Genomic DNA, 23175 nt, shown 5'->3' on the forward strand with positions numbered 1-23175 from the left:
TATTAGATGAATTGACAGAAAATTTATGAAGTAAAGAAAAGTGAGGGAATTTCGAATGGGGCTACTAGATGCGTTAAAACATAAAGTGTTAGTTGCAGATGGTGCTATGGGAACGCTGTTATATTCATATGGACTTGAAAATTGTCACGAAGAAATGAATATTGAAAAACCGGAAATCATTAAAAAAATTCATAGTGAATACATACAAGCTGGCGCAGATGTTATTCAAACGAATACATATGGCGCTAATCGAATCAAGCTCACTCGTTATGGTTTGGAGTCAAAAGTAGTGGAAATTAACGAAGGTGCGATAGGTGTTGCCAAACAAGCAGCCAAGAACAGTGAAGTGTTTATTTTAGGTTCGATTGGTGGTATCCGCGGTGTTCGCAAAGTAGATTATACATTAGATGAAATTCTTGCAGCAGTTCGTGAACAAGCAGAAGTGCTAATTGCGGGGCAGTTAGATGGTTTGTTGTTAGAAACTTATTATGATGTTGAAGAGCTATGCGAGACGTTAAAAATGTTACGAGCCATGACGGATATGCCCATCATTGCTCAAGTTTCAATGCAAGAGCCGGGCGTATTAATGAATGGCATGAAATTGAATGAAGCATTAAAGCAGTTAGAAAAATTAGGTGCAGATATTGTAGGGGTGAACTGTCGACTTGGTCCATACCACACAATACAGGCTTTTGAACAGGTAGAAATTCCTGAACGAGCGTATTTATCTGTTTATCCGAACGCTTCTTTATTAGATATTGAAGAGGGGCGTGTCGTTTACGAATCAGAAGTAGATTATTTTGCAAGGGCAACGGTTGAATTATGCAATGAAGGAGTAAGGCTCATTGGAGGATGTTGCGGTACAACACCGAAACATATTGAAGCGATGAAAAAGAAGCTTGCTCATTTTCAGCCGGTTGAAAAGAAAGAGGCAAAACCTCAGAGGGAAATAATCATTCGCGAGCCTGAACCGCATAATTTTGAACCTCTCCACGAAAAAGCAAAAAGAGCACGTTCTGTCATTGTAGAATTGGATACGCCGAAGCATCTTGAAATTGAACAGTTTGTTGAAGGAGCAAAAGCTCTTTACAATGCAGGGGCAGATCTTATCATGATGGCAGACAATTCATTAGCATCTCCAAGGGTTAGTAACTTGGCAATGGGGGCCATTTTAAAACTGCAATATGGCATACGCACAATGCCACATATTACTTGCCGAGATCGAAACTTAATTGGGCTGCAATCCCATTTAATGGGACTCAATGCTCTTGGCCTTCATGATGTGTTGGCTGTAACTGGTGATCCAACAAAGGTAGGGGATTTTCCGGGTGCAACAAGTGTTTATGACGTTTCATCGATGGAATTGATATCATTAATTAAACAGTTAAATGAAGGAATTTCTTTTTCTGGCAAAGCACTAAGAAAAAAAGCGAATTTCTCAGTAGCAGCGGCTTTCAATCCTAACGTGAGAGTGTTAGATCGTGCTGTCAGCCGTCTAGAGAAAAAAATTGAACATGGTGCGGATTATTTCATTACGCAACCAGTTTATTCGAAGGAAAAAATTGTGGAAATTCATGAAGCGACAAAACATTTAGATACACCAATTTATATAGGAATTATGCCGCTTACTAGTTTTAAAAATGCGGAATTTTTGCATCATGAAGTACCGGGAATTAAATTATCTGATGATGTGTTAGAAAGAATGCAACAAGTAAGCGGAAATAAAGAACAAGAAACAAAAGTAGGACTAGAAATTGCAAAAGAATTGTTAGATACAGCAACGAAATACTTCAACGGCATTTATCTAATTACGCCGTTTATGCGATATGAAATCACTTTACAACTATTGCAATATATTCAACAACTTGACGAGCAAAATAAAGGAGTTAAAGCAAATGGTTAATCATCCAATAGAGGAACAATTGCAAAAAAGAATATTGATTATCGATGGTGCAATGGGAACAATGCTCCAGCAGGAAAATTTAACACCGGAAGATTTTGGTGGGGAAGAATTTGATGGATGTAATGAACACCTTGTATTAACTAGACCTGATGTCATTTCTAAAATCCATCGAGCGTACTTAGAAGCTGGTGCAGATATTATTTCTACAAATACATTTGGAGGAACCCCACTCGTATTAAATGAATATGGATTAGGTTATAAAGCAGAAGAAATTAATAAGAGGGCTGTAGAAATTGCAAAAGAAGAAGTTAAAAAATATTCAACAAGCGACTGGCCTCGCTTCGTTGCAGGATCTATAGGTCCAACGACGAAAACATTGTCTGTAACGGGCGGTATTACATTTGATGAGCTATCCGAAAACTTCTATATCCAAGCAAAAGCGCTAATTGAAGGCGGCGCAGATTTATTGTTACTTGAGACAAGCCAAGACATGTTAAACGTGAAAGCGGCAACCCTTGGTCTGAAGCGTGCATTTGAAGAAACTGGAAAAGAGCTTCCGATTATGGTTTCTGCGACGATTGAGCCAATGGGAACAACACTTGCTGGGCAATCTATAGAAGCTTTCTATGTTTCTATTGAACATATTAATCCCATTTCAATCGGACTTAACTGTGCGACAGGGCCAGAATTTATGACAGATCATATTCGCTCGCTTTCCGAATTATCTACAAGCTATATAAGCTGTTATCCGAACGCTGGATTACCAGATGAAGAGGGACATTATCATGAAACACCCGAATCTTTATCGAAGAAATTGCAAGGATTTGCTGAAAAAGGTTGGTTAAACATTGTCGGTGGATGCTGCGGTACAACTCCTGCCCACATAAAGGCAATCCGTGAAGCAGTAGAAGGCTATAAACCTCGAAAGAAGAAGGAAAAATCCCATGGACATGCAGTATCAGGCATTGAACCGCTGCTTTATGATGATTCAATGCGTCCGTTGTTTATTGGTGAAAGAACAAACGTTATTGGATCTCGTAAATTTAAGCAGTTAATTGTTGATGGAAAATATGAGGAAGCGGCTGAAATTGCTCGAGCCCAAGTGAAAAACGGGGCGCATGTGATTGATATCTGTTTAGCGAACCCTGACCGAGATGAGCTAGAAGATATGCGCAGATTTATGCAAGAAGTGGTAAAGAAAGTGAAAGTACCTTTAGTCATAGACTCAACTGACGAGCGAGTGATAGAGGAGGCATTGAAATATTGTCAAGGAAAAGCAATCATCAACTCCATCAACTTAGAAGATGGAGAAGAACGTTTTGATAAAGTGCTGCCAATCGTGAAGAGATATGGTGCCTCAGTTGTTGTAGGTACAATTGATGAAGAGGGAATGGCCGTCACTCGCGAGAGAAAATTGGCGATAGCAGAACGCTCTTATAAAATTTTAACGGAAAAATGGGGCATTGCGCCGGAAGATATTATTTTTGACCCATTAGTTTTCCCCGTAGGTACTGGGGATGAGCAATACATTGGCGCTGCAGAAGAAACAATCGAAGGAATTCGACTCATAAAGGAAAAATTTCCGAGAGTTTTAACGGTTCTTGGGATTAGTAACGTTTCCTTTGGTCTCCCACCGGTTGGCAGGGAAGTATTAAATGCAGTATTTTTATATCACTGCACGCAAGCTGGCTTAGATTATGCCATTGTTAATACAGAAAAATTGGAGCGTTATGCCTCTCTACCGGAAGAAGAAATACAATTAGCTAATGATTTAATCTTCAATACAAACGATGAAACATTGGCGAAGTTTACGGCATTTTATCGCGATAAAAAGAAAGAAGAAAAAGTGATTGCTCTTCCTGAAACGGTGGAAGAACGGCTTAAATACTACATCGTCGAAGGTACAAAAGAGGGCTTAATTGAAGATTTAGAAGAAGCAAGAAAAATCTTTGATACACCATTAGATATCATAAATGGACCGTTGATGGACGGAATGGCAGAAGTAGGCCGATTATTTAATGATAACCAATTAATCGTTGCGGAAGTATTGCAAAGTGCCGGAGTCATGAAAGCGGCGGTTGCTCACCTTGAACAGTATATGGAGAAAGTGGAAGACAGTTCTGGAAAAGGAAAAGTGATTTTGGCAACGGTAAAAGGTGACGTCCATGATATTGGAAAAAATTTAGTGGATATTATATTAAGCAATAATGGGTATCAAGTGATTGATTTGGGTATTAAAGTGGCGCCTGCCGAATTAATTGAAGCCATTCGCAAAGAAAAGCCAGATATAGTTGGCTTGTCAGGATTGTTGGTGAAGTCTGCACAACAAATGGTATTAACTGCTCAAGACTTTAAAGCAGCAGGAATTGATATCCCGATTCTCGTAGGTGGTGCAGCTTTAACGAAACGTTTTACTGAAACAAAAATTGCTGCAGAATATGATGGACCAGTTATTTATGCTAAGGATGCAATGCAAGGATTAGAGCATGCCAATCGTTTAATGGATCCGAATGAACGTGAAGTACTTTTACAAGAAATTCGAGAGTCACGTGAAAAACGATTAGAAGCAGATGCAAAACGGGCAAATCAATCAGTAAAAGAAGTCTCAAAAAGGAAAGCTCGCACTGTAGAGGATGCACCGGTTTTCGTACCAAGAGATTTGAAAGTACACATTAAGAAAAATTACTCTGTTCAACATTTACTGCCTTATATCAATATGCGTACATTGCTAGGCCACCATTTAGGTTTGAAAGGCAATGTGGAAAAACTGTTGGCAGAGAAAGACGAGCGGGCGATAGAATTATACGATTTAGTACTAGATATTTTAAATTCTGGAGTTTTAAAACCTTCAGGGATGTATCAATTCTTCCCTGCTCAAAGTGACGGCGACGATGTAGTTATTTATAGTCCGATAGATAGTAAAACTGAAATTGAGCGATTCCATTTCCCACGCCAACAAGTGGAACCTTATCTTTGTTTAGCTGATTTCTTAAAATCTGTAGATAGTGGTGAAATGGATTATGTAGCGTTAATGGTAGTGACTGCAGGACATGGAGCGAAAGAGAAAGCAGATCAACTAAAAGAAGAAGGCAAATTTTTAGAAAGCCATGCCCTCCTTTCAACTGCATTAGAACTTGCAGAAGGATTTGCTGAACGCCTTCACCAAGAAATTCGTGATGGTTGGGGATTCCCAGATCCGACAGACTTTACGATGAAGGAACGTTTTGCCGCAAAATACCAAGGTCAACGTTTCTCCTTTGGTTACCCGGCATGTCCAAATTTAGAGGACCAAGAAAAGCTGTTTAAATTGCTGAAGCCAGAACAAATTGGAGTGCATTTGACAGAAGGGTATATGATGGAACCCGAGGCAAGTGTATCAGCAATCGTCTTTGCACACCCAAGCGCTAGATATTTCAATGTTTAAAATGAGCATCCCCTAACATTAGGGGATATTTTTATGTATTAGCAAATGGATTTATGAAAATCCCGAACATATCAACCCGCTCGATTTTTATCAACAAGATTTGTGAACATATCGGATGATTTTGTGACAATATTGGCGGATTTTGTGAAAATATCAACGTGCTTGATTTTTATCAACAGGATTTGTGAGCATATCGACGGATTTTGTGAAGATTTTCACCATCTCATATTTTTCAATTAGCAACGATGGGGAGGAGATGCAGTATGATTCGTCCAATGACAATGGAAGATCTCGATAGTGTACTTGAAATCTATAACGATGCCATTTTGAACACGACAGCGCTATATCGCACAGAGCCGGAAACGTTGGAAGGAAAACAAAGATGGTTTTTAGAAATTGAAAAGGAAAATAATCCGATGTTCGTATATGAAGAGGATGGGGAAGTCGTTGGATTTGCCGCATTTAAACGATTTGTTTCTAACGAAGGGTACAAATATTCCATGGAACATTCTGTTTATGTCTCAGCAAAACATCGTGGAAAAGGAATCGGAAAAAAACTCTTGCAAAAATTAATCGAAGAAGCGAAAAAGAGAGAAGTAAGAACGTTAATTGCGGTCATAGATTCTGACAATATCGCAAGCATCAAGTTGCACGAGCAGTTTGGTTTTCATTTTGCCGGCAGATTACAACATGTTGGATATAAATTTGGAAAATGGTTGGATATTGTCTATTATCAATTGGAATTATATGAATGACTAATAAAGATTTGATTCATATCAAATATGGATGGGATGAATCATTTTTTGCATCGAAGTCTATATGACATTTGTAATGTGAAAAACATGATATTTGATTCTACTGGAAACCCTTATGCAATTGTACGATGATAATAACAAATTATAGGAACAGGTGAAAACAAGATGTCATTGACAGATGCTGAAAAGACGAAAAAGCTTCGTAAGGATGTTGCTCCTTTTGCAAAATCGGAAACAAAGATAAGTATAATTCAGATAATGAATACGATTATTCCCCTCCTTATCATTTGGGGAATTGGATATGGTTTCGCGAATACAAATCCATGGATTGGCGCTTTTTGCGGATTGCTTGCTTCTGGATTTGTTGTGCGCACGTTTATAATTTTTCATGATTGCACTCATGGCTCATTTTTCAAAAGTAAAAAAGCGAATGATCTCGTTGGTAACATCACGGGAATACTCACTTCCTTCCCTTATGCAAAATGGAGGAGGGAACATTTAATTCACCATGCAACAAGTGGCAATTTAGATAAGCGCGGCATTGGTGATATCGATATGTTAACGGTAGATGAATATTTGGCTCTTTCGAAAATGAAACGACTGGCTTATCGTTTATACCGCAATCCATTTGTAATGTTCGGATTAGGGCCTTTGTATTTAGTGTTGGTGTTGAATCGCTTTAATCGTAAAGACGCTAAAGAAAAAGAGCGATTAAACACATATTTTTCAAATGTAATGGTACTATGTATTATTCTCTCTTTGATTATGGCATTTGGTTGGCAGGCAGTATTGCTAGTACATGGTACCACGATGTTTATTGCAGGAGCTCTTGGGATTTGGTTATTCTATATTCAACATACGTACGAAGATTCTTATTTTGAATATGACCCGGAATGGAATTATGTAAAGGCGGCAGTAGAAGGAAGTTCATTTTATAAACTCCCAAAGGTACTTCAATGGATTACTGGGAACATTGGATATCATCATGTCCATCATTTAGCGCCAAGAGTACCAAATTATTATTTAGAAGCCGCCCATAATTCCGTACCGCCACTTCAAAAAGCGACAACTATTACAATTAGAACGAGCCTTCAATCGATACGTTATAAATTGTACGATCCAAAAAAGAAAAAGTTTGTAACTTTTAAAGAGGTTGAAAAAGTGTATGCTGGAAAAGTAAAGTCGGTTGAGGCTTAAATGAGAAGGGGGCTGTCCAGAAAGTCGAATACTTTCTGAACAGCCTTACTTCTTATAGTAATATTCTCTTAAAAACTTTGCTAATGCGGTGGTCACATCAAACGCGCCTCCTCGCCCGCAATTTATCTGCGGCTAAGCATGTGCGACAGCCGCGAAGGGGGAGTCTCAAAATGACCTTTTCAGACGCCCCCTTTTTAATTTATCCATGTATAATCACTAGCGTCGCATTAAAATAATTTAACACCTTCAAATAAACCGAATTTTCTGAAATATAATCCAAACACAAAAAAAGCCTTTATAATGGTTGGGTGGTAGTAAACCATCCAAATCCAATACAAAGGACAAAACTATGGATAAGTTTACACGAAAAACATCATTTGAACAATGGTTTTCACCGATTAATCGTCCATTATTTGACGACCTAGTGAAAACACATCAATTAAATCACTATACCAAGAAGCTTTATATGGCTTCATTTATGAAACTGCTTTTGTATGCCCAACTCCATGAAACCGAGAGTTTACGGGCGTTGAGTGACGCTGTCTTTTTAGAAGAATTACAACGAGCAACGGGATTGGAATCGATTAGTTTTTCACAGTTAGGGAGACGAATCAATACCATCCCAACTGAGTTCTTTCAAACGATTTTTCTCGATTTAGTGGCACAAATTCATCGGAAAACCAATTTCCAAACAAGAAGAAAAGTGACAACGCCTTTGAAAATCATTGATTCGAGTACATTACCGCTTAATTTGACCAATCATCAGTGGGCAGAGTTTCGAAAAACAAAATCAGGAGTAAAGCTTCACTTACGACTTGTTTTTATGGAAAAAGGACTCTCCTATCCAGATAAAGCCGTACTCACGAATGCCAACGAACATGATCGTGGTCAACTAGAAGTATTCGTGGATGACAAAGAATGCATGTACGTGTTTGATCGTGGTTACTTGGATTATGGGCGCTTTGATCAAATGACGGAAGATGGCTATTTCTTTGTGACCCGTTTGCGTAAAAACGCTGTTGTCCGAGTGTTAGAATCCTTTTCGTTACCAGAAGATTCACCCGTATTCTCTGATGAAATGGTTGTCATTGGAACACCACAAAATCGTTCTGAAAACGTGTTTCGCTTACTCAAATTGCATGATACAAAAGGAAATGAGCTTCATTTACTGACAAATCGGTTTGACATTGACGCAGATGAAATTGCAGAAATCTACCAATCACGTTGGGCAATCGAACTTTTTTTCAAATGGATGAAACAACATCTGAACATTAAAAAGTTTTTTGGTCACAGTGAACAAGCTGTACATAATCAAGTGTACGTAGCCATGATAGTGTACTGTCTGAATGTTTTAGCTCAGCTGAACACGAATAGCGAACGCAGTTACTTACAAATTAGTCGCTATTTGAAGGCTTCTTTGTGGAAATCCGCTCACATTTGGTTACGAAAAATCGAAGGAAACGGCGTCCCATAAAGGTTTGCCAGTCGTTGTTGCACAAGTCATAGGTTATAGTAAAAAAATGGATGTTTACTACCCTCGCTTAGGTGTTTTCGTTTTTTCTCTAAAGTCCAGAAAAAATAAAACTGAAAATTCAGGCATTATTTATGCGACGGTAGTGATGTATAATGAATAGAAAAAGGACTTGATGAAAGCAATGCGTAGTTGGTACATGATTTTTCCAAAAAGTAAATGGATCAGTATATATATATGGATTATATTCTGTATTTTGCCTTTCTATTTTCTTGTTCGTACATTATCTCACATCCAGATTTTTTTCGGCGTAGTCATCATTTTACTCTATTTTTTATTTTATTATTTTTCCTTCCAGTCGAAAAACGGACTCCTATATATGTGGGTCAGTTTTGATATGGTGCTGAATATCATCATGACCTTATTTTATGGTTATGTTTATTTGGCTTTATTTACTTCCTTCTTTATTGGGAATATAAAAAGCACTGTCGGATTTTATATCATGTACGGTTTACATATTGGATTTACGATTTTATCAATCGTAGCCGGCTATTTCATCGAATTGGAATCGTTTCTTGACCAGACCCCTTTTATCATTATCACCGTAGTGGGGGTAGTCATTTTACCGATTGCCATTTATAACCGAAATAAGCAGGAAAACTTGGAAGGCGAGTTGGAAAATGCAAAGGAGCGGATTGCAGAACTGATCATCCACGAAGAAAGACAGCGAATTGCAAGGGATTTGCATGATACATTAGGGCAAAAACTATCCATGATTGGATTAAAGAGCGACCTAGCAAGTAGGCTTGTTGAAAAAAATCCGAAAGCGGCTATTCAAGAAATTAAAGAAATACGACATACGGCGAGAATTGCATTAAAGGAAGTACGGGAGCTCGTTTCCAATATGAAAGCGGTGAAGTTGAGCGATGAATGTATACGTGTAGAGGAAATGTTACAAGCTGCTGAGATTCACTATCAGTTGATTGGGGATGTCCATAAACTGAAAATACCGATATTAGTCGAAAATGTGTTAAGCATGTGTTTAAAAGAGGCAGTAACAAATATCGTAAAGCATAGCGGTGCAAAACATTGCAAAATCGAAATTCAACAAAATGAAAATGAAGTGATGATGATGATAGAAGATGATGGGAAAGGACTCAATAAAAAAGTTGGATATGAAGGGAATGGATTAAAAGGGATACGAGAACGATTAGAATTTATTAACGGCACGTTAACTATTGAAAATAATCCAGGAGCTAAATTAACAATTACCATTCCCCTTACTATTACTCATCAGGAAGGAAGTGTATGATGATTCGAATCGTGATAGCTGAAGATCAAGGGATGCTACTTGGAGCGTTGAGCTCACTATTAAACATGGAAGATGATATGGAAGTAGTTGGGCGTGCAAAAAATGGTGAAGAAGCAGTGCGACTTGTCAATGAATTAAAACCAGATATTTGCATTATGGACATTGAAATGCCAGTAAAAACCGGTTTAGATGCTGCTGAAGAATTAAATGGAAAAACAGATTGTAAAATTATCATTTTAACGACTTTTGCAAGACCTGGTTATTTCGATCGAGCAAGAAAAGCGGGAGTAAGAGGATATTTACTAAAAGATAGTCCGATTGAAGAGTTAGTAAATGCAATTCGAGTCATTATGGAAGGAAGAAGAATTTATGCTCCAGAACTCGTTGATATTGTATATGATGAAGAAAGCGAAAATCCATTAACTGAACGAGAAAGCCAAGTGCTAGAGCTTGTTGCAGAAGGAAAAACAACAAAGGAAATTGCTGCCGAACTATATTTATCAACAGGAACTGTAAGAAACTACATTTCCACTATTTTAGATAAGCTTGGGGTTGGAAATCGAATAGAAGCCATTTCTCGCTTTAAAGAAAAAGGATGGAATAAATAAAAAATGAAGGACATAACAACGTTTTGCTTGTTATGTCCTTCATTATATTTAATTATTTATTTTTCTTTGTAACGCGGCCTAATGCAAAGGCAGCAGCCATTAAACCAATAATTGTGTTTGTCTTTTTATTGAATACTTGTCTTGTTACAAGGTTGATGTTTTGTGGACGTTCCGCAAGTCTGCGCATGAAGTATCCGTACCAGTCTGAACCAAATGGAACATAAGTACAGAAATTATAGCCTTCTTTAGCCAATTCTAACTGCATATCTTTACGGAATCCATAAAGCATCTGGAATTCAAATCTATCTTTTGGAATATTATGGTCTTTCACAAATTGTTTAACATGATTAATTACGTTATGGTCATGAGTTGCAATTGATGTAAATTTGCAATTCAACAAGCTGTATTCAATGATTTCAATAAAGTTTAAATCAATATCTTTTTTATCTTGATAAGCAACAGTTGGAGATTCTTTATAAGCACCTTTTACAATACGAAGGCGGTAATTTTTATATTTTTCCGCGTATTCATTTGATTTAAAGAAATATGCTTGAATAACAGTACCAACGTTATCATAAGTTTCTGATACTTTTTCCATTAAGTCGAATGTTGGTTGAAGTAAATCGTGAGTTTCCTGGTCAAAATTCACGTGCATATTATATTTGTGTGCAGTTCCAACAATTTCCATGATATTATCATAACAGAAATCGAAGTCAATTTTTAAACCAAGTTGAGAAGGTTTAATTGAGATATGTGCATCAACACCATGTTCATGAATAGCTTCAATTGTTTCGATAATATATTCTTTTGCTTTAATCGCTTCTGAACGTTCGTTAACAAACTCACCAAGTACATCCACAGTACAAGAAATGCCGTGAGCATTTAGCTCTTTAATACTTTCAATAACTTCAGGGATATTTGTACCAGCAACAACGCTTTGTGCACCGAGTTTTAAACCGTATTTTTGTGCGGCTTTATTTAAAAGTTGATTTTCTGATAATGCGATGAAAAAATCTCGTAAAACTGGCATAGATGATCTCCTCTTTTCATATAAGTTGTAGTTTAAGTTCATTATATCACACAAGAATTATAATACTTTCAGTTAATACTTGTTAATCATTATTTTTTTGTGACAAGTTATGTGTGATAAATTGCATTCGTTCATTAAATAACGTTGGATAACTTAAGAAACCAATTAAAATGCTGGACAAAGTCGCTGTTGTAAGTAAGCCAAATAAAATTAATAGTTGGAATTGCACTGCTTGCACTGGATCGGCACCACCGATAATCTGACCGCTCATCATTCCGGGTAGTTGTACTAAGCCAATCGTTTTTTGACTTTCAATGGTAGGGATTACGCTTGTTTTAATAGCATTTATCAATTGATTGTGAATGGCTTGCTTAGGAGTGCCACCAAGAGATAATATCAGTTCTATGATTTCTACATTTGCCTCAATTTCTGCTGTAAACCGGTTTAAAAATAAAATGGACAACACCATGGAATTTCCTAGCAACATCCCGCTGATTGGAATAATGTATTGGGCGGTAGGCGGAATAATTTGAAAACCAATCAAAATCCCTTGAGTCACTATTTCAATAACAATCAACGTAAAAGCAATTTTCCATGTAATTCCTTTGATATTTTTTCCTTTTTTACGGGCGTTTAGTGTAGCTACCGTGATCATCAATAGCACCATTAAAATAATATAAAAAAAACTCTCGGAATCAAAGACAAATTTTAATACATAACCGACAAAAAATAGTTGGATAACAGATCGAACGGTTGCGATGATTGTGTCCTTTTCCAAACCTAATTTTAATGTTTTGGAAAGGATGAGTGGGATGAGTACAAACGCAAGAGTCAATGCGAGGGAAGTATATGTCATGTTTTACGCCTTCCCCTCTACGAATTGTTGAATTCGTTTGTTTGTACTATGATCAAGCAAGCTGCTTTCTCCACTTTCAACGAGCTCCCCACCCATCATCACCCAAGTATAGTCACCAACTCTTTTTGCCTGCCTCAAGTTATGTGTGATCCAAATGATTGTCACGTTATATTTCCTATTAATGCTTAATATTAGTTGTTCAATTTCATTTGTTGATGTTGGGTCGAGAGCGGATGTGATTTCATCTAATAAGAGTATTTTTGGTTGGTTCATTAATGTTCTAGCAATCGAAACTTTTTGTTTTTGTCCACCAGATAAATTATGGACATCTCTGTATAAAATATTCATATCTAATGAAACGTCTTCTAAGGTTGAGATCGCTTTCTTTTCCGATAACAATTTGTTTTGTAAAGTCATTGGTAAAGCTAAATTATCATATACTGTTCCTCTAATTAAAGGAGCATTTTGAAGGGCAATTCCAACATATTGACGCAAGGAAGTCGGGCTGAACTCATTAATATTCTTGCCATCAATTATAATATCCCCTGATGTTGGTGAAATTAATCCATTGCACATTTTCAGAACGGTAGTTTTTCCTGCTCCAGATGGACCTACGATCGTTGTAATTTTTCCCTTGTAAAAATCGCCGGTAACATCTTTTAATATGAAAGAACTATTTTTTTCGTAATGAACGTGTTCAAAATGAATGGTAACTTCCAAAGGTTGCGTCATAACAATCTCCTATTCAAAATGTTGATAATGGTCAATAAGTGATATGTGAAGATGCTAAGGTCATCATAACTTTTATATAGAACAAAAGAAAAATAATTACAAATTATATGTGTTATTACAAAAAGGATGTTTATAATAATTAAATATAATTTATTTAAAATTTCGATTAGAATAATGGAATAGTGTATACTAGGACTAATGAATAATGGAAGAAGGAGTTCCTAATGAAAGAAATATATAAGGATGATTCATTAACTTTGCACACAGATTTATATCAAATCAATATGGTGGAATGTTATTGGGCAGACGGTATTCATGATAGAAAAGCTGTATTTGAAATTTTTTTCAGAAAACTTCCTTTTGGGAATGGATATGCCATCTTTGCAGGGCTTGAACGGATTATTGAATACTTAAAGAATTTCCGTTTCACTGAAACAGATTTGGCCTATTTACGAGAGTTAGGATATGATGAGGAATTTCTCAATTATTTAAGTTCTTTACGCTTTACAGGTTCCATGTATTCAGTAGTTGAAGGGGAAGTTGTTTTTGCTAATGAACCGATTGTTCGCATCGAAGCTCCCCTAGCAGAAGCTCAACTAATAGAAACAGCCCTACTAAACATTATTAATTTTCAAACATTAATTGCAACAAAAGCGAGCCGTATAAAGCAAATTGTAAAGGAAGAAGCTGCTGCAGAATTTGGTGCTCGCCGTGCACAAGAGATGGATGCAGCTATTTGGGGAGCACGGGCTGCAGTCATTGGCGGTTTTGAATCAACTTCCAATGTTCGTGCAGGGAAAATATTTAATATACCTGTATCAGGTACCCATGCTCATGCGTTTGTCCAAGCTTATAAAAATGAATACGAAGCTTTTAAAGCCTATGCAAGACGTCATAAAGATTGTGTATTTTTAGTAGACACTTACAACACGTTAAAATCAGGCGTACCAAATGCAATACGTGTAGCTAAAGAATTAGAAGGGCAAATCAATTTCGTCGGAATTCGTCTTGATAGCGGCGACATTGCCTTTTTATCAAAAGAAGCGAGACGTATGCTAGATGAAGCTGGCTTTACTAATACGAAAATTATTGCATCCAATAATTTAGATGAATACACCATCCTAAACTTAAAAGCTCAAGGGGCTAAAGTGGATTCTTGGGGAATTGGAACGAAACTCATAACTGCCTACGATCAGCCGGCATTAGGTGCTGTATATAAAATGGTCGCGATTGAAAATGAGCTAGGTGAGATGGAAGATACATTAAAAATTACTTCAAATGCTGAAAAAGTAACGACACCAGGATTAAAAAGAGTGTTTCGCATTGTGAATAAAGAAAACGGAAAAGCAGAAGGGGACTATATTACAATGGCGGATGAAAACCCGCAAGAAGAGAAGCGTTTAAAAATGTTCCACCCAGTGCATACGTTTATTTCAAAATTTGTTACAAACTTCGAAGCGAGAGAATTACATAAACAAATCATCAATGAAGGTGCCATCGTATATGAAAGTCCTTCAGTGATGGAAATGCAACAATATGCAAAGGAAAGTCTAGAATTATTATGGGATGAATATAAACGCTCTCTGAATCCTGAAGAATATCCTGTTGACCTTAGCCAAAAATGTTGGGATAACAAAATGCAAAAGATTCAAGAAATTCGCGATGCGATTGAAAATATCGAATAATTTAGGGGGATGCTCTTGGAAAGTTTACAAAAACAAATTATTGAAGAGTTGCGTGTACTTCCAAAAATAGATCCAGCAGAAGAAGTTCGAAAATCCATTGATTTTTTGAAGGAATATGCAAAGAAACATCCGTTTGTTAAAGGATTTGTCATCGCAATTAGCGGTGGGCAAGATTCAACACTAGTTGGAAAACTGACTCAAATCGCAGTGGATGAGTTAAATGCTGAAATTGGCGAGCAAATATATTCTTGTTACGCGGTTCGCCTTCCCTACGGTGAACAAAAGGATGAACAAGATGCTCAAGATGCGTTAAAGTTTATCCAACCTACTAAAGTTATTACAGTTAATATTAAAAAGGCGGTAGACGCTAGTATTGAAGCATTGAAAGAAGCGGGAATTATTTTGAGCGATTTTGCAAAAGGAAATGAAAAAGCACGTGAACGAATGAAAGTGCAATATTCCATTGCGATGATGACAAACTCGGTTGTTGTTGGTACGGATCATGCCGCTGAAGCAATAACAGGTTTTTACACAAAATATGGCGATGGTGGAGTCGATTTAGTTCCGATTTTCCGATTAAATAAGCGCCAAGGAAAACAGTTGCTTAAATATTTAGGGTGTCCTGAACATTTATATATGAAAACACCTACAGCCGACTTAGAAGATGAAAGACCGCTATTACCAGATGAAGAAGCTCTTGGGGTTACTTATGAAATGATTGATGATTATTTAGAAGGAAAAGCTGTTCCGGAGGATGCAAAAAAAATAATTGAAGGCCACTACTTACGATCAAAACATAAACGTCATTTACCTATCACAATCTTTGATGATTTTTGGAAGTAAATGAACATCATTTTATGAAGAGAATTCGCATACATTATTTGTAGCGAATTCTTTTTTATATGCATTAAATGTATTGGAACGAAAAAATAAAAATATAAATTTAGTACAAATTTCATATTGTAAAATTTCATTTTAATCAATTTATTCCGATAATATAATAAAAAAGTTGGTAAATAAACAGGGAATGGAGGTGAGCGCATTGAGAACTTCTCGTATTCAACCTGTTGCGAGTAGCACTTATTCGAAGCAATATTTACACACAAACAATGAACAAGTATTTCGAGTGATGGATGAAGGAAGAGGAAATCATCCGTTTTCGAAGAATCCTCGAGAACAGCGGAAAAATCGAAGTAAAAGTAGTGCTGTTCAATCACGCTTATCCAATACGGTTTTAAATCGCAACGCAAAAAGAATGTTTATTGTAGGGCAACAATTTGATGGTGAATCGATGGAAAAAATGCGAAAAAGATTATTACAACATAAAGAGAAAATCAAGAGGGCAAGAAATAAGAAAGTTCTCATCCGCGCTTACCGCACTTCTATTTGAAAACAAGATATAAAATAAATGGAAGAGCAATGTTTTACAGCCAATAACAAATATATTTTGGAAGGATTTATCCATAAAGTATAAACGTTCCATCACCTCGTGTCTTTTATAAACCTTTGCACCTTCTATATTTGCTATCCTTATCGCAAATGGGCCGTCTCAAAATCATTTCAGACGGTTCATTTTTTTGTTTAATTTTTCGGTAAAAGGTGGAAACTATACTAATGTATAATCTTAACTTTTTTAAATTGTAATTAGTTGTCTTTTAACTGAAGGTTCGTTTATGCTTTATTTATGTTATTTTGTGTAAATTCTGACTTTTACTCAAAGATCAGGAGGATTTATGTATGCATCCAAAAATTGAAATGATAATCAAAAATATTGAGAAAGTAATGATTGGAAAACGAGAAGTCGCAGAATTGAGCATTGTCGCATTGCTTGCTAGTGGACATGTACTGCTTGAAGATGTGCCAGGAGTAGGGAAGACAATGATGGTGCGTGCTCTTGCGAAATCCGTGAGCGCAGATTTCAAAAGAATTCAATTTACTCCTGATTTGTTACCTTCTGATGTCATTGGCGTTTCAATCTATAATCCCAAATCATTGCAATTTGAATTTAGACCAGGTCCGATTGTTGGAAATATTATTTTAGCAGATGAAATTAATAGAACTTCTCCTAAAACGCAATCGGCTTTACTTGAAAGCATGGAAGAATCATCGGTGAGCATCGATGGAGAAATGTTTGAGTTACCGAAACCGTTTTTTGTCATGGCTACACAAAACCCGATAGAATACGAAGGCACATTTCCTTTACCAGAAGCACAGTTAGATCGATTTTTAATGAAAATTCATATGGGCTATCCAACAGCACTAGAAGAAATAGAAATTTTAAGAAGAGCTGAAAAATCAGCACCGATTCAAAATTTAGAACCAGTGATTACAATAGATGAATTGTTAGCGATACAAGACGAAGTGAAAAACGTCTATGTAGATGATTCGGTAAAAGGCTATATTGTTCAGTTGGCTAGAGCCACTAGGGAAGAACCAAATGTATATTTAGGAGTTAGTCCAAGGGGAACTCTTGCATTAATGCGAGCATGTCAAGCATATGCGAAAATACACAATCGGGATTTTGTAAAGCCTGATGATGTACAATACTTAGCTCCCTTTGTTTTCAGCCACCGCATTATTTTAAAACCGGAGGCACGCTATGAAGGATTAACGGTGGATGAAATTCTAAACAATATCATTACAAAGTCTGTCATCCCTATTAAAAGGTTTGTAGAAAAATGAGTTATTGGAACAGAATATTCAGCAAGATCGGTCGCTTTATCGTCAATATCTTATTAATTCTAATTACCTTCAGTTATGCCATGTTTCAAGGTGGGTTTGTCAGTTGGTTTTTATTTTACACATTAATTCCATTTTTGCTTTATTCCTTAGTTCTCAACTTTATTCCTGTACGCATAGAGGAAGTTAAGAGGGAAATCCACCCTACCAAACTAGTGAGAGGCGATGGAGCGTCCGTCACAATTCATTTTAAAAATAAAACATGGTTTCCATTAGCATTTGTAACAGTAAGGGAGATTGGACTGAAAGATGATATTGTTGCAAAGTCTAAAGGGTGTTCAAACATTTTTTTTGCGGGATTTAAAAGAAGCTTTCATTGGACGTATGAGATACCTGAATTAGAGCGAGGAGTTATTGAATTTTCAACATTACAATTTACTTTTACCGATTTTTTTGGTTGGACGGTACGACATAAATTTGTAGATGTAAAACAAAAGGTAATAGTATATCCAAAAATAACGGAAATGAAATATCGCCAATTCCAACGGCATATTGATCAAGGTGGAGTGTTAGCTCCTTTTGCTTTCTTGAAAGATACTACTTTGGTTTCAAGCGTTAGAAATTATCAAGCTGGCGACCGGTTTTCTTGGATTCATTGGAAGTCATTTGCGAAGGATGAAACGTTAAGGACGAAAGACTTTGAAGTGCAGCAAAGCCATGAAGTAATGCTTGTGTTAGATGCTACTGTGAAAAGACATTTTGAAGAAGTGGTGGAATTAGCAGCATCAGTCTTGCAAACCATTGTAAAAAATCATGGTGAAGTATCATTTTTCATTGCAGGAGATGAACAAGTTTTTTATCCACAACTGAAACAAAGTCAATTTGGAAATATTATGAAACAACTATCGTTGGTGGAAGCGATTGATTCAAAAAATATAGAATGGATATTAACGAGAGAGGGCAAGACACTCGATTCTTTCATGCTGCTTTTTACAGGTGAATTAACAGAGTCGTTAAGAAATTTCTTTATGAATCACTCGAAAAAGACAAAAGGAATTATTTGTTTTGTCTTGTCATCCCAACAAGAAATAGGACAAGCGAGGGAAGAGTTTTTCAACGTAACTATTATACCAATTACAAAAGAGAGGTTTAGTGATGTCTTCACGGAGGTGATAAAACCGTGAAAAATGGAGCTTATAAAACAATAGAACTTGCACTATATTACGTTCTTATTTTTTTTATATTACGGGAATGGTTGACGCCTATCATGAGCGTTACAGGAATAGGGTATGTGGATTTAATCTTGTTATTTATTGCTCTGTGCCTCGCTATTAGTTTGTTCCGTTTACCAATTTTTATTTCATGGATTGTGAAAATATCTTATATTTCATGGTTTATCGTTTATGTGTATAGTGATTTATCGATTTTTTCAAATGAAGGTATTCAGTTTCTGTTGAATGAATTATTGTACAATTTTGCTTTGATGTTTCAAGGAGAATTTTTTCATATAACGAACTCTTTCCAATCTATTTTATTTTTTATTCTCATTTGGATGCTTGTTTATTTAGTGCATCATTGGTTAACGGTAAGAATGAATATTTTTTACTTCCTTGTGTTAACGGTAGTATTCATTGGTATTTTAGATACATTTACTGATTACGATGGGACGACGGCCATTGTTAAAGTCGTGCTGCTTGGATTATTAATGATGGTATTTTTGTTTGTGAAAAGGCTCATGTTGCAATCAGGTATATCGTTCAATTGGTATAACTATTTAAAACTTGCATTACCTGTTCTGCTGATGATAGGAATGGTTGTATTGGTAGGGGCGTTATTGCCGAAAGCATCCCCACAATGGCCAGATCCTGTTCCGTATATCAAAACTATGGCAGGACAAGGAAATGGGTTGGGCGGCCCTGTGAAAAAAATCGGTTATGATGAAGATGACTCCCAACTAGGAGGATCGTTCGTTGGGGATGATACAGTTGTTTTTATTGCTCATGCTACGACAAAGCAATATTGGCGGGTTGAAACAAAAGATGTATACACGTCAAAAGGTTGGGAGACGTCGCATTCAGATGAATTGGCATCCATTCCACTTGGAGAGCCGATTCATCATTTTCACTCATTACCAGTGGGACCTGATGAAAAAAGGCAATTTGCCCATATAGAACTAAGATACCCATACGATTTTATTATTCAACCGTATGGACTTATTTCCATCGATGCAAGAACAGACGTGGAAAACCCAATTCGTCTGATTATGAATCTTGAAACGGAGAAAATATCTACAGATTATGCTGGGGAGTTTTTGTATCACGTTGAGTATAGCACTCCGGAGTATTTATATAGCGATTTGACTTCAACAATTCAACAACCCATTGATTCTAGCATTCAGGAAAAATATTTACAGTTGCCAGAATCCCTACCTCAAAGAGTCATTGATTTGGCAAAGGAAATTGTTGAGGGGAAAGAAAGTGATTATGATAAAGCTCGCGCAATCGAAAGCTATTTTCGTTTAAATGGCTTCCGCTATGAAACGGAAGGGGTGCCTGTTCCTGATGAGGGACAAGATTACGTTGATCAATTTTTGTTTGAATCAAAAATCGGTTATTGCGACAACTTCTCAACAGCGATGGTTGTCATGCTGAGAGCGGTGGGGATTCCAGCTCGTTGGGTTAAAGGGTTTGCTGGAGGCGAAGTGATTGCAAGTGACGGTGATTTAAAAACATATGAAATTACAAACAACGATGCTCATTCTTGGGTAGAAGCATATATTCCAAAGGTTGGATGGGTTCCATTTGAACCAACAATTGGTTTTACTACAAATCGTAACATTCATTACGATTTTGAAACGGATGCTTATCAGGATGATATGTTAACAGTAGATGAAGATACGGAACCTGACAAACTAAAAGATGAACAAAATGAGGAAATGAAACAACATAATGCTGAGTTTACGAGTTTTAAGAATTGGCTTAACCATATCGGACCTATATTAAACATTGCCTTTATTGGAATAGTTATGGCGAGTATACTATTATTTATTTTCCGCAAAAGATGGATGCCGAAATTGTATAGTCGGTGGCTGAAACATCAAACTATTAATGAAGCAACTTTTGAAATCATTTATTTGAGACTGTTGAAAGTGTTGGAATTAAACGGATTGCAGAGGAAAGAAGGTCAAACGTTACAATCTTTTGCGAAAGAAGTTGATGAAATATTTTCTTCTACACATATGTCACAGATTACGGAAGCCTACGAAAATTATATCTATGGTAATAAACAGCAAATTGACTACGGAAAAGTGAAAGAATGTTGGGAAAATTTAATCAATCGCACTAGTAGTTGATTTTATATATGAGTAAGAGTAAAATTTAAAAAATTATAAGGCAGTAAATATAGAAGAGGTGTAAATCGTGACGACTCAATTAAAAGAACAAGAAAAAATCGTTGTTCTCGACTTTGGAAGTCAATACAATCAATTAATTACCCGACGAATTCGTGAATTTGGTGTATTTTCGGAGCTCTTGCCTCACACACTTTCTGCTAAAGAAATTAAAGAGATGAATGCGGTAGGGATTATTTTTTCAGGTGGTCCAAATTCAGTATATGACGATAATGCTTTTAAAGTCGATGAAAAGATTTTTAATTTAGGTTTACCGATTTTAGGAATTTGTTATGGTATGCAATTAATCGCCCATACTCTTGGCGGTAAGGTAGAAAGCGCAAATACTCGTGAATATGGTAAGGCAGAAATTGAAATTACAAAAGACAATCCATTGTTCGGCGACCTTCCAAAAGAGCAAGTGGTTTGGATGAGTCACGGCGACCTTGTAACTCAATTACCTGAAGGTTTCGAAACAATTGCAACGAGTCCAAGTTGCCCAATTACTGCAATGCAAAATGAAGAACGGAAATTATATGGCGTTCAATTCCATCCAGAAGTGCATCATTCTGTTCATGGAAATGATATTTTACGTCATTTCGTATTTGATATTTGTGGCGCAAAAGGCGATTGGACAATGGAAAATTTCATTGATTTACAAATCAAAAAAATCCGCGAACAAGTAGGCGACAAAAAAGTATTATGTGCCCTTTCAGGTGGTGTGGATTCATCTGTTGTTGCGGTATTAATTCATAAAGCAATTGGAGACCAATTGACTTGTATGTTTGTCGACCACAACCTTCTTCGTAAAGGTGAAGCGGAGAGCGTAATGGAAACATTCGAAGGTAAATTCGGAATGAAAGTCATTAAAATCGACGCTCGTGAACGCTTCATGAACAAATTAAAAGGAGTAACAGACCCTGAACAAAAACGCAAAATCATCGGAAATGAGTTCATCTATGTATTCTCCGATGAAGCAAGCAAATTGAATGATATGGATTTCCTAGCACAAGGAACTTTATATACAGATATCATTGAGTCTGGTACAGCAACTGCTCAAACAATTAAATCTCACCATAATGTTGGTGGCTTACCAGAAGATATGAAATTTGAATTAATTGAACCATTAAAAACATTGTTCAAAGACGAAGTTCGAGAACTAGGTACTCAGCTTGGTTTACCGGATGAGATTGTTTGGCGTCAACCATTCCCAGGTCCAGGTCTTGCTATTCGCGTATTAGGAGAAGTAACAGAAGAGAAACTAGAAATCGTTCGTGAATCCGATGCAATTTTACGTGAGGAAATTGCAAAAGCTGGCCTTGATCGTGAAATTTGGCAATACTTCACTGTATTGCCTAACATTAAATCTGTAGGTGTTATGGGAGACCAACGCACATATGATTATGCGGTTGGTATACGTGCGGTAACTTCCGTTGACGGTATGACTAGTGATTGGGCACGCATTCCTTATGACGTGTTAGAAAAAATTTCTACTCGTATCGTAAATGAGGTGCCACATGTAAACCGCGTACTTCTTGACATTACATCTAAGCCACCTAGCACAATCGAGTGGGAGTAAACAGAATACCTGCTTTATGAATCAACAATCGACTTTCCTTTATCCAGTTCTTCATGGATAAAGGAAAGTTTTTTTGTGTTTTTTATTGCTTGTACAAAGCAGAAAAAGATTTGGCCATGTATGAAATATAGTATTGATATTTCTTATTTACATCACAAAAAAATAAAAAGGATCATCCAATCCAGTGATTGAATAATCCTTCAAATGCGGTCTTTATTTCGAAGATGCATTCAGCGAACGCATGATGAACGTTGCAAATTGTTGTCTCGTTACAGGAGCGTACGGATCAAAAGTTGTCGGAGTTGTTCCTGTTGTAATTTCATGATGGTAAAGTACTTCGATGTTTTTGTATTGCTCATATGAAGGGGAGATGTCTGTGAATGGAAGATCACTTTTCCCCTGTAATTGGAATGCTTTAGTCCTATTGGAAATTATTGGTGAAAGACGAAGGGAAATGTTTGATTAACTCATTCGGTCAAAAGTGTAATGGCTCGTGGATAACGATCAGAAAATTATCGAAACTTTAGCGATGAACTTAATAAACAAGAATTTGAGA

The 23175-nt window shown here is 36.6% G+C and carries 18 protein-coding genes; 14 read left to right on the forward strand and 4 right to left on the reverse strand.

The window, feature by feature from the left end:
* Nucleotides 1–55 precede the first annotated feature (55 nt).
* From NSU17_RS09530 to NSU17_RS09560, 7 genes are all read left to right on the forward strand, one after another.
* Nucleotides 56–1903 (forward strand): bifunctional homocysteine S-methyltransferase/methylenetetrahydrofolate reductase, encoded by a 1848-nt coding sequence (locus NSU17_RS09530; RefSeq protein ID WP_340704879.1) that lies wholly within the window; start codon nucleotides 56–58, stop codon nucleotides 1901–1903.
* Nucleotides 1896–5327: a methionine synthase gene (gene metH, locus NSU17_RS09535; RefSeq protein ID WP_340704880.1), complete on the forward strand. Its 3432-nt coding sequence runs from the start codon at nucleotides 1896–1898 to the stop codon at nucleotides 5325–5327. Before NSU17_RS09530 ends, metH begins: the two co-directional genes overlap by 8 nt.
* Nucleotides 5328–5590: 263 nt before the next feature.
* Nucleotides 5591–6082: a GNAT family N-acetyltransferase gene (locus NSU17_RS09540; protein ID WP_340704881.1), complete on the forward strand. Its 492-nt coding sequence runs from the start codon at nucleotides 5591–5593 to the stop codon at nucleotides 6080–6082.
* A gap of 165 nt (nucleotides 6083–6247) precedes the next feature.
* On the forward strand, nucleotides 6248–7279 hold the full coding sequence (locus tag NSU17_RS09545) for a fatty acid desaturase (RefSeq protein ID WP_340434213.1): 1032 nt from the start codon (nucleotides 6248–6250) through the stop codon (nucleotides 7277–7279).
* A gap of 349 nt (nucleotides 7280–7628) precedes the next feature.
* Nucleotides 7629–8753, forward strand: a complete 1125-nt coding sequence (locus NSU17_RS09550) for an IS4 family transposase (RefSeq protein WP_096550405.1) — start codon at nucleotides 7629–7631, stop codon at nucleotides 8751–8753.
* A 181-nt stretch (nucleotides 8754–8934) separates the two neighbouring features.
* The gene (locus tag NSU17_RS09555) at nucleotides 8935–10062 is read left to right on the forward strand and encodes a sensor histidine kinase (RefSeq protein ID WP_445684074.1); all 1128 of its coding nucleotides are present in this window, start codon (nucleotides 8935–8937) and stop codon (nucleotides 10060–10062) included.
* Entirely contained in the window at nucleotides 10062–10670 is a 609-nt protein-coding gene (locus NSU17_RS09560) for a response regulator transcription factor (protein WP_026019112.1), read from the forward strand. The genes NSU17_RS09555 and NSU17_RS09560 overlap by 1 nt, the downstream gene beginning before the upstream one ends.
* A 52-nt stretch (nucleotides 10671–10722) precedes the next feature.
* Here the strand turns inward: NSU17_RS09560 and NSU17_RS09565 are convergent, their stop codons facing one another.
* From NSU17_RS09565 to NSU17_RS09575, 3 genes are all read right to left on the reverse strand, one after another.
* On the reverse strand, nucleotides 10723–11700 hold the full coding sequence (locus NSU17_RS09565) for a proline dehydrogenase family protein (protein WP_016838951.1): 978 nt from the start codon (nucleotides 11698–11700) through the stop codon (nucleotides 10723–10725).
* Between the two features lie 82 nt (nucleotides 11701–11782).
* Complete coding sequence (locus NSU17_RS09570; protein WP_016838952.1) at nucleotides 11783–12556, reverse strand: ABC transporter permease; 774 nt, start codon at nucleotides 12554–12556, stop codon at nucleotides 11783–11785.
* Nucleotides 12557–12559: 3 nt separating this feature from the next.
* On the reverse strand, nucleotides 12560–13288 hold the full coding sequence (locus NSU17_RS09575; protein ID WP_340704883.1) for an ABC transporter ATP-binding protein: 729 nt from the start codon (nucleotides 13286–13288) through the stop codon (nucleotides 12560–12562).
* A gap of 224 nt (nucleotides 13289–13512) precedes the next feature.
* On the opposite strand from NSU17_RS09575, the gene NSU17_RS09580 reads away from it, so the two are divergent.
* The 7 genes from NSU17_RS09580 to guaA all read left to right on the forward strand — a co-directional run bounded on the left by NSU17_RS09580 (nucleotide 13513) and on the right by guaA (nucleotide 22619).
* Nucleotides 13513–14973: a nicotinate phosphoribosyltransferase gene (locus NSU17_RS09580; protein ID WP_340704884.1), complete on the forward strand. Its 1461-nt coding sequence runs from the start codon at nucleotides 13513–13515 to the stop codon at nucleotides 14971–14973.
* Nucleotides 14974–14982: 9 nt separating this feature from the next.
* Nucleotides 14983–15816 carry an ammonia-dependent NAD(+) synthetase gene (nadE, locus tag NSU17_RS09585; RefSeq protein WP_168412405.1) on the forward strand — a complete coding sequence of 278 codons (834 nt, stop codon included), beginning with the start codon at nucleotides 14983–14985 and terminating at the stop codon, nucleotides 15814–15816.
* A gap of 199 nt (nucleotides 15817–16015) precedes the next feature.
* Nucleotides 16016–16363, forward strand: a complete 348-nt coding sequence (locus NSU17_RS09590; RefSeq protein ID WP_096549759.1) for a hypothetical protein — start codon at nucleotides 16016–16018, stop codon at nucleotides 16361–16363.
* 347 nt (nucleotides 16364–16710) lie between these two features.
* Nucleotides 16711–17655 (forward strand): AAA family ATPase, encoded by a 945-nt coding sequence (locus NSU17_RS09595; protein ID WP_168412406.1) that lies wholly within the window; start codon nucleotides 16711–16713, stop codon nucleotides 17653–17655.
* A complete protein-coding gene (locus tag NSU17_RS09600; RefSeq protein ID WP_168412407.1) occupies nucleotides 17652–18836 on the forward strand; it encodes a DUF58 domain-containing protein in 1185 nt (394 codons plus the stop codon). Before NSU17_RS09595 ends, NSU17_RS09600 begins: the two co-directional genes overlap by 4 nt.
* Nucleotides 18833–21004, forward strand: coding sequence for a transglutaminase TgpA family protein (locus NSU17_RS09605; RefSeq protein ID WP_340704885.1), 2172 nt, complete (start codon nucleotides 18833–18835; stop codon nucleotides 21002–21004). The genes NSU17_RS09600 and NSU17_RS09605 overlap by 4 nt, the downstream gene beginning before the upstream one ends.
* Nucleotides 21005–21071: 67 nt before the next feature.
* Nucleotides 21072–22619, forward strand: a complete 1548-nt coding sequence (gene guaA, locus NSU17_RS09610; protein ID WP_340704886.1) for a glutamine-hydrolyzing GMP synthase — start codon at nucleotides 21072–21074, stop codon at nucleotides 22617–22619.
* Nucleotides 22620–22832: 213 nt separating this feature from the next.
* On the opposite strand, the gene NSU17_RS15945 is transcribed toward guaA, so the two are convergent.
* A complete protein-coding gene (locus NSU17_RS15945) occupies nucleotides 22833–23075 on the reverse strand; it encodes an S-layer homology domain-containing protein (protein ID WP_445684093.1) in 243 nt (80 codons plus the stop codon).
* Between the last annotated feature and the right edge of the window lie 100 nt (nucleotides 23076–23175).

Source organism: Ureibacillus sp. FSL K6-2830 (genome assembly GCF_038004145.1).
Lineage (GTDB): Bacteria > Bacillota > Bacilli > Bacillales_A > Planococcaceae > Ureibacillus > Ureibacillus thermosphaericus.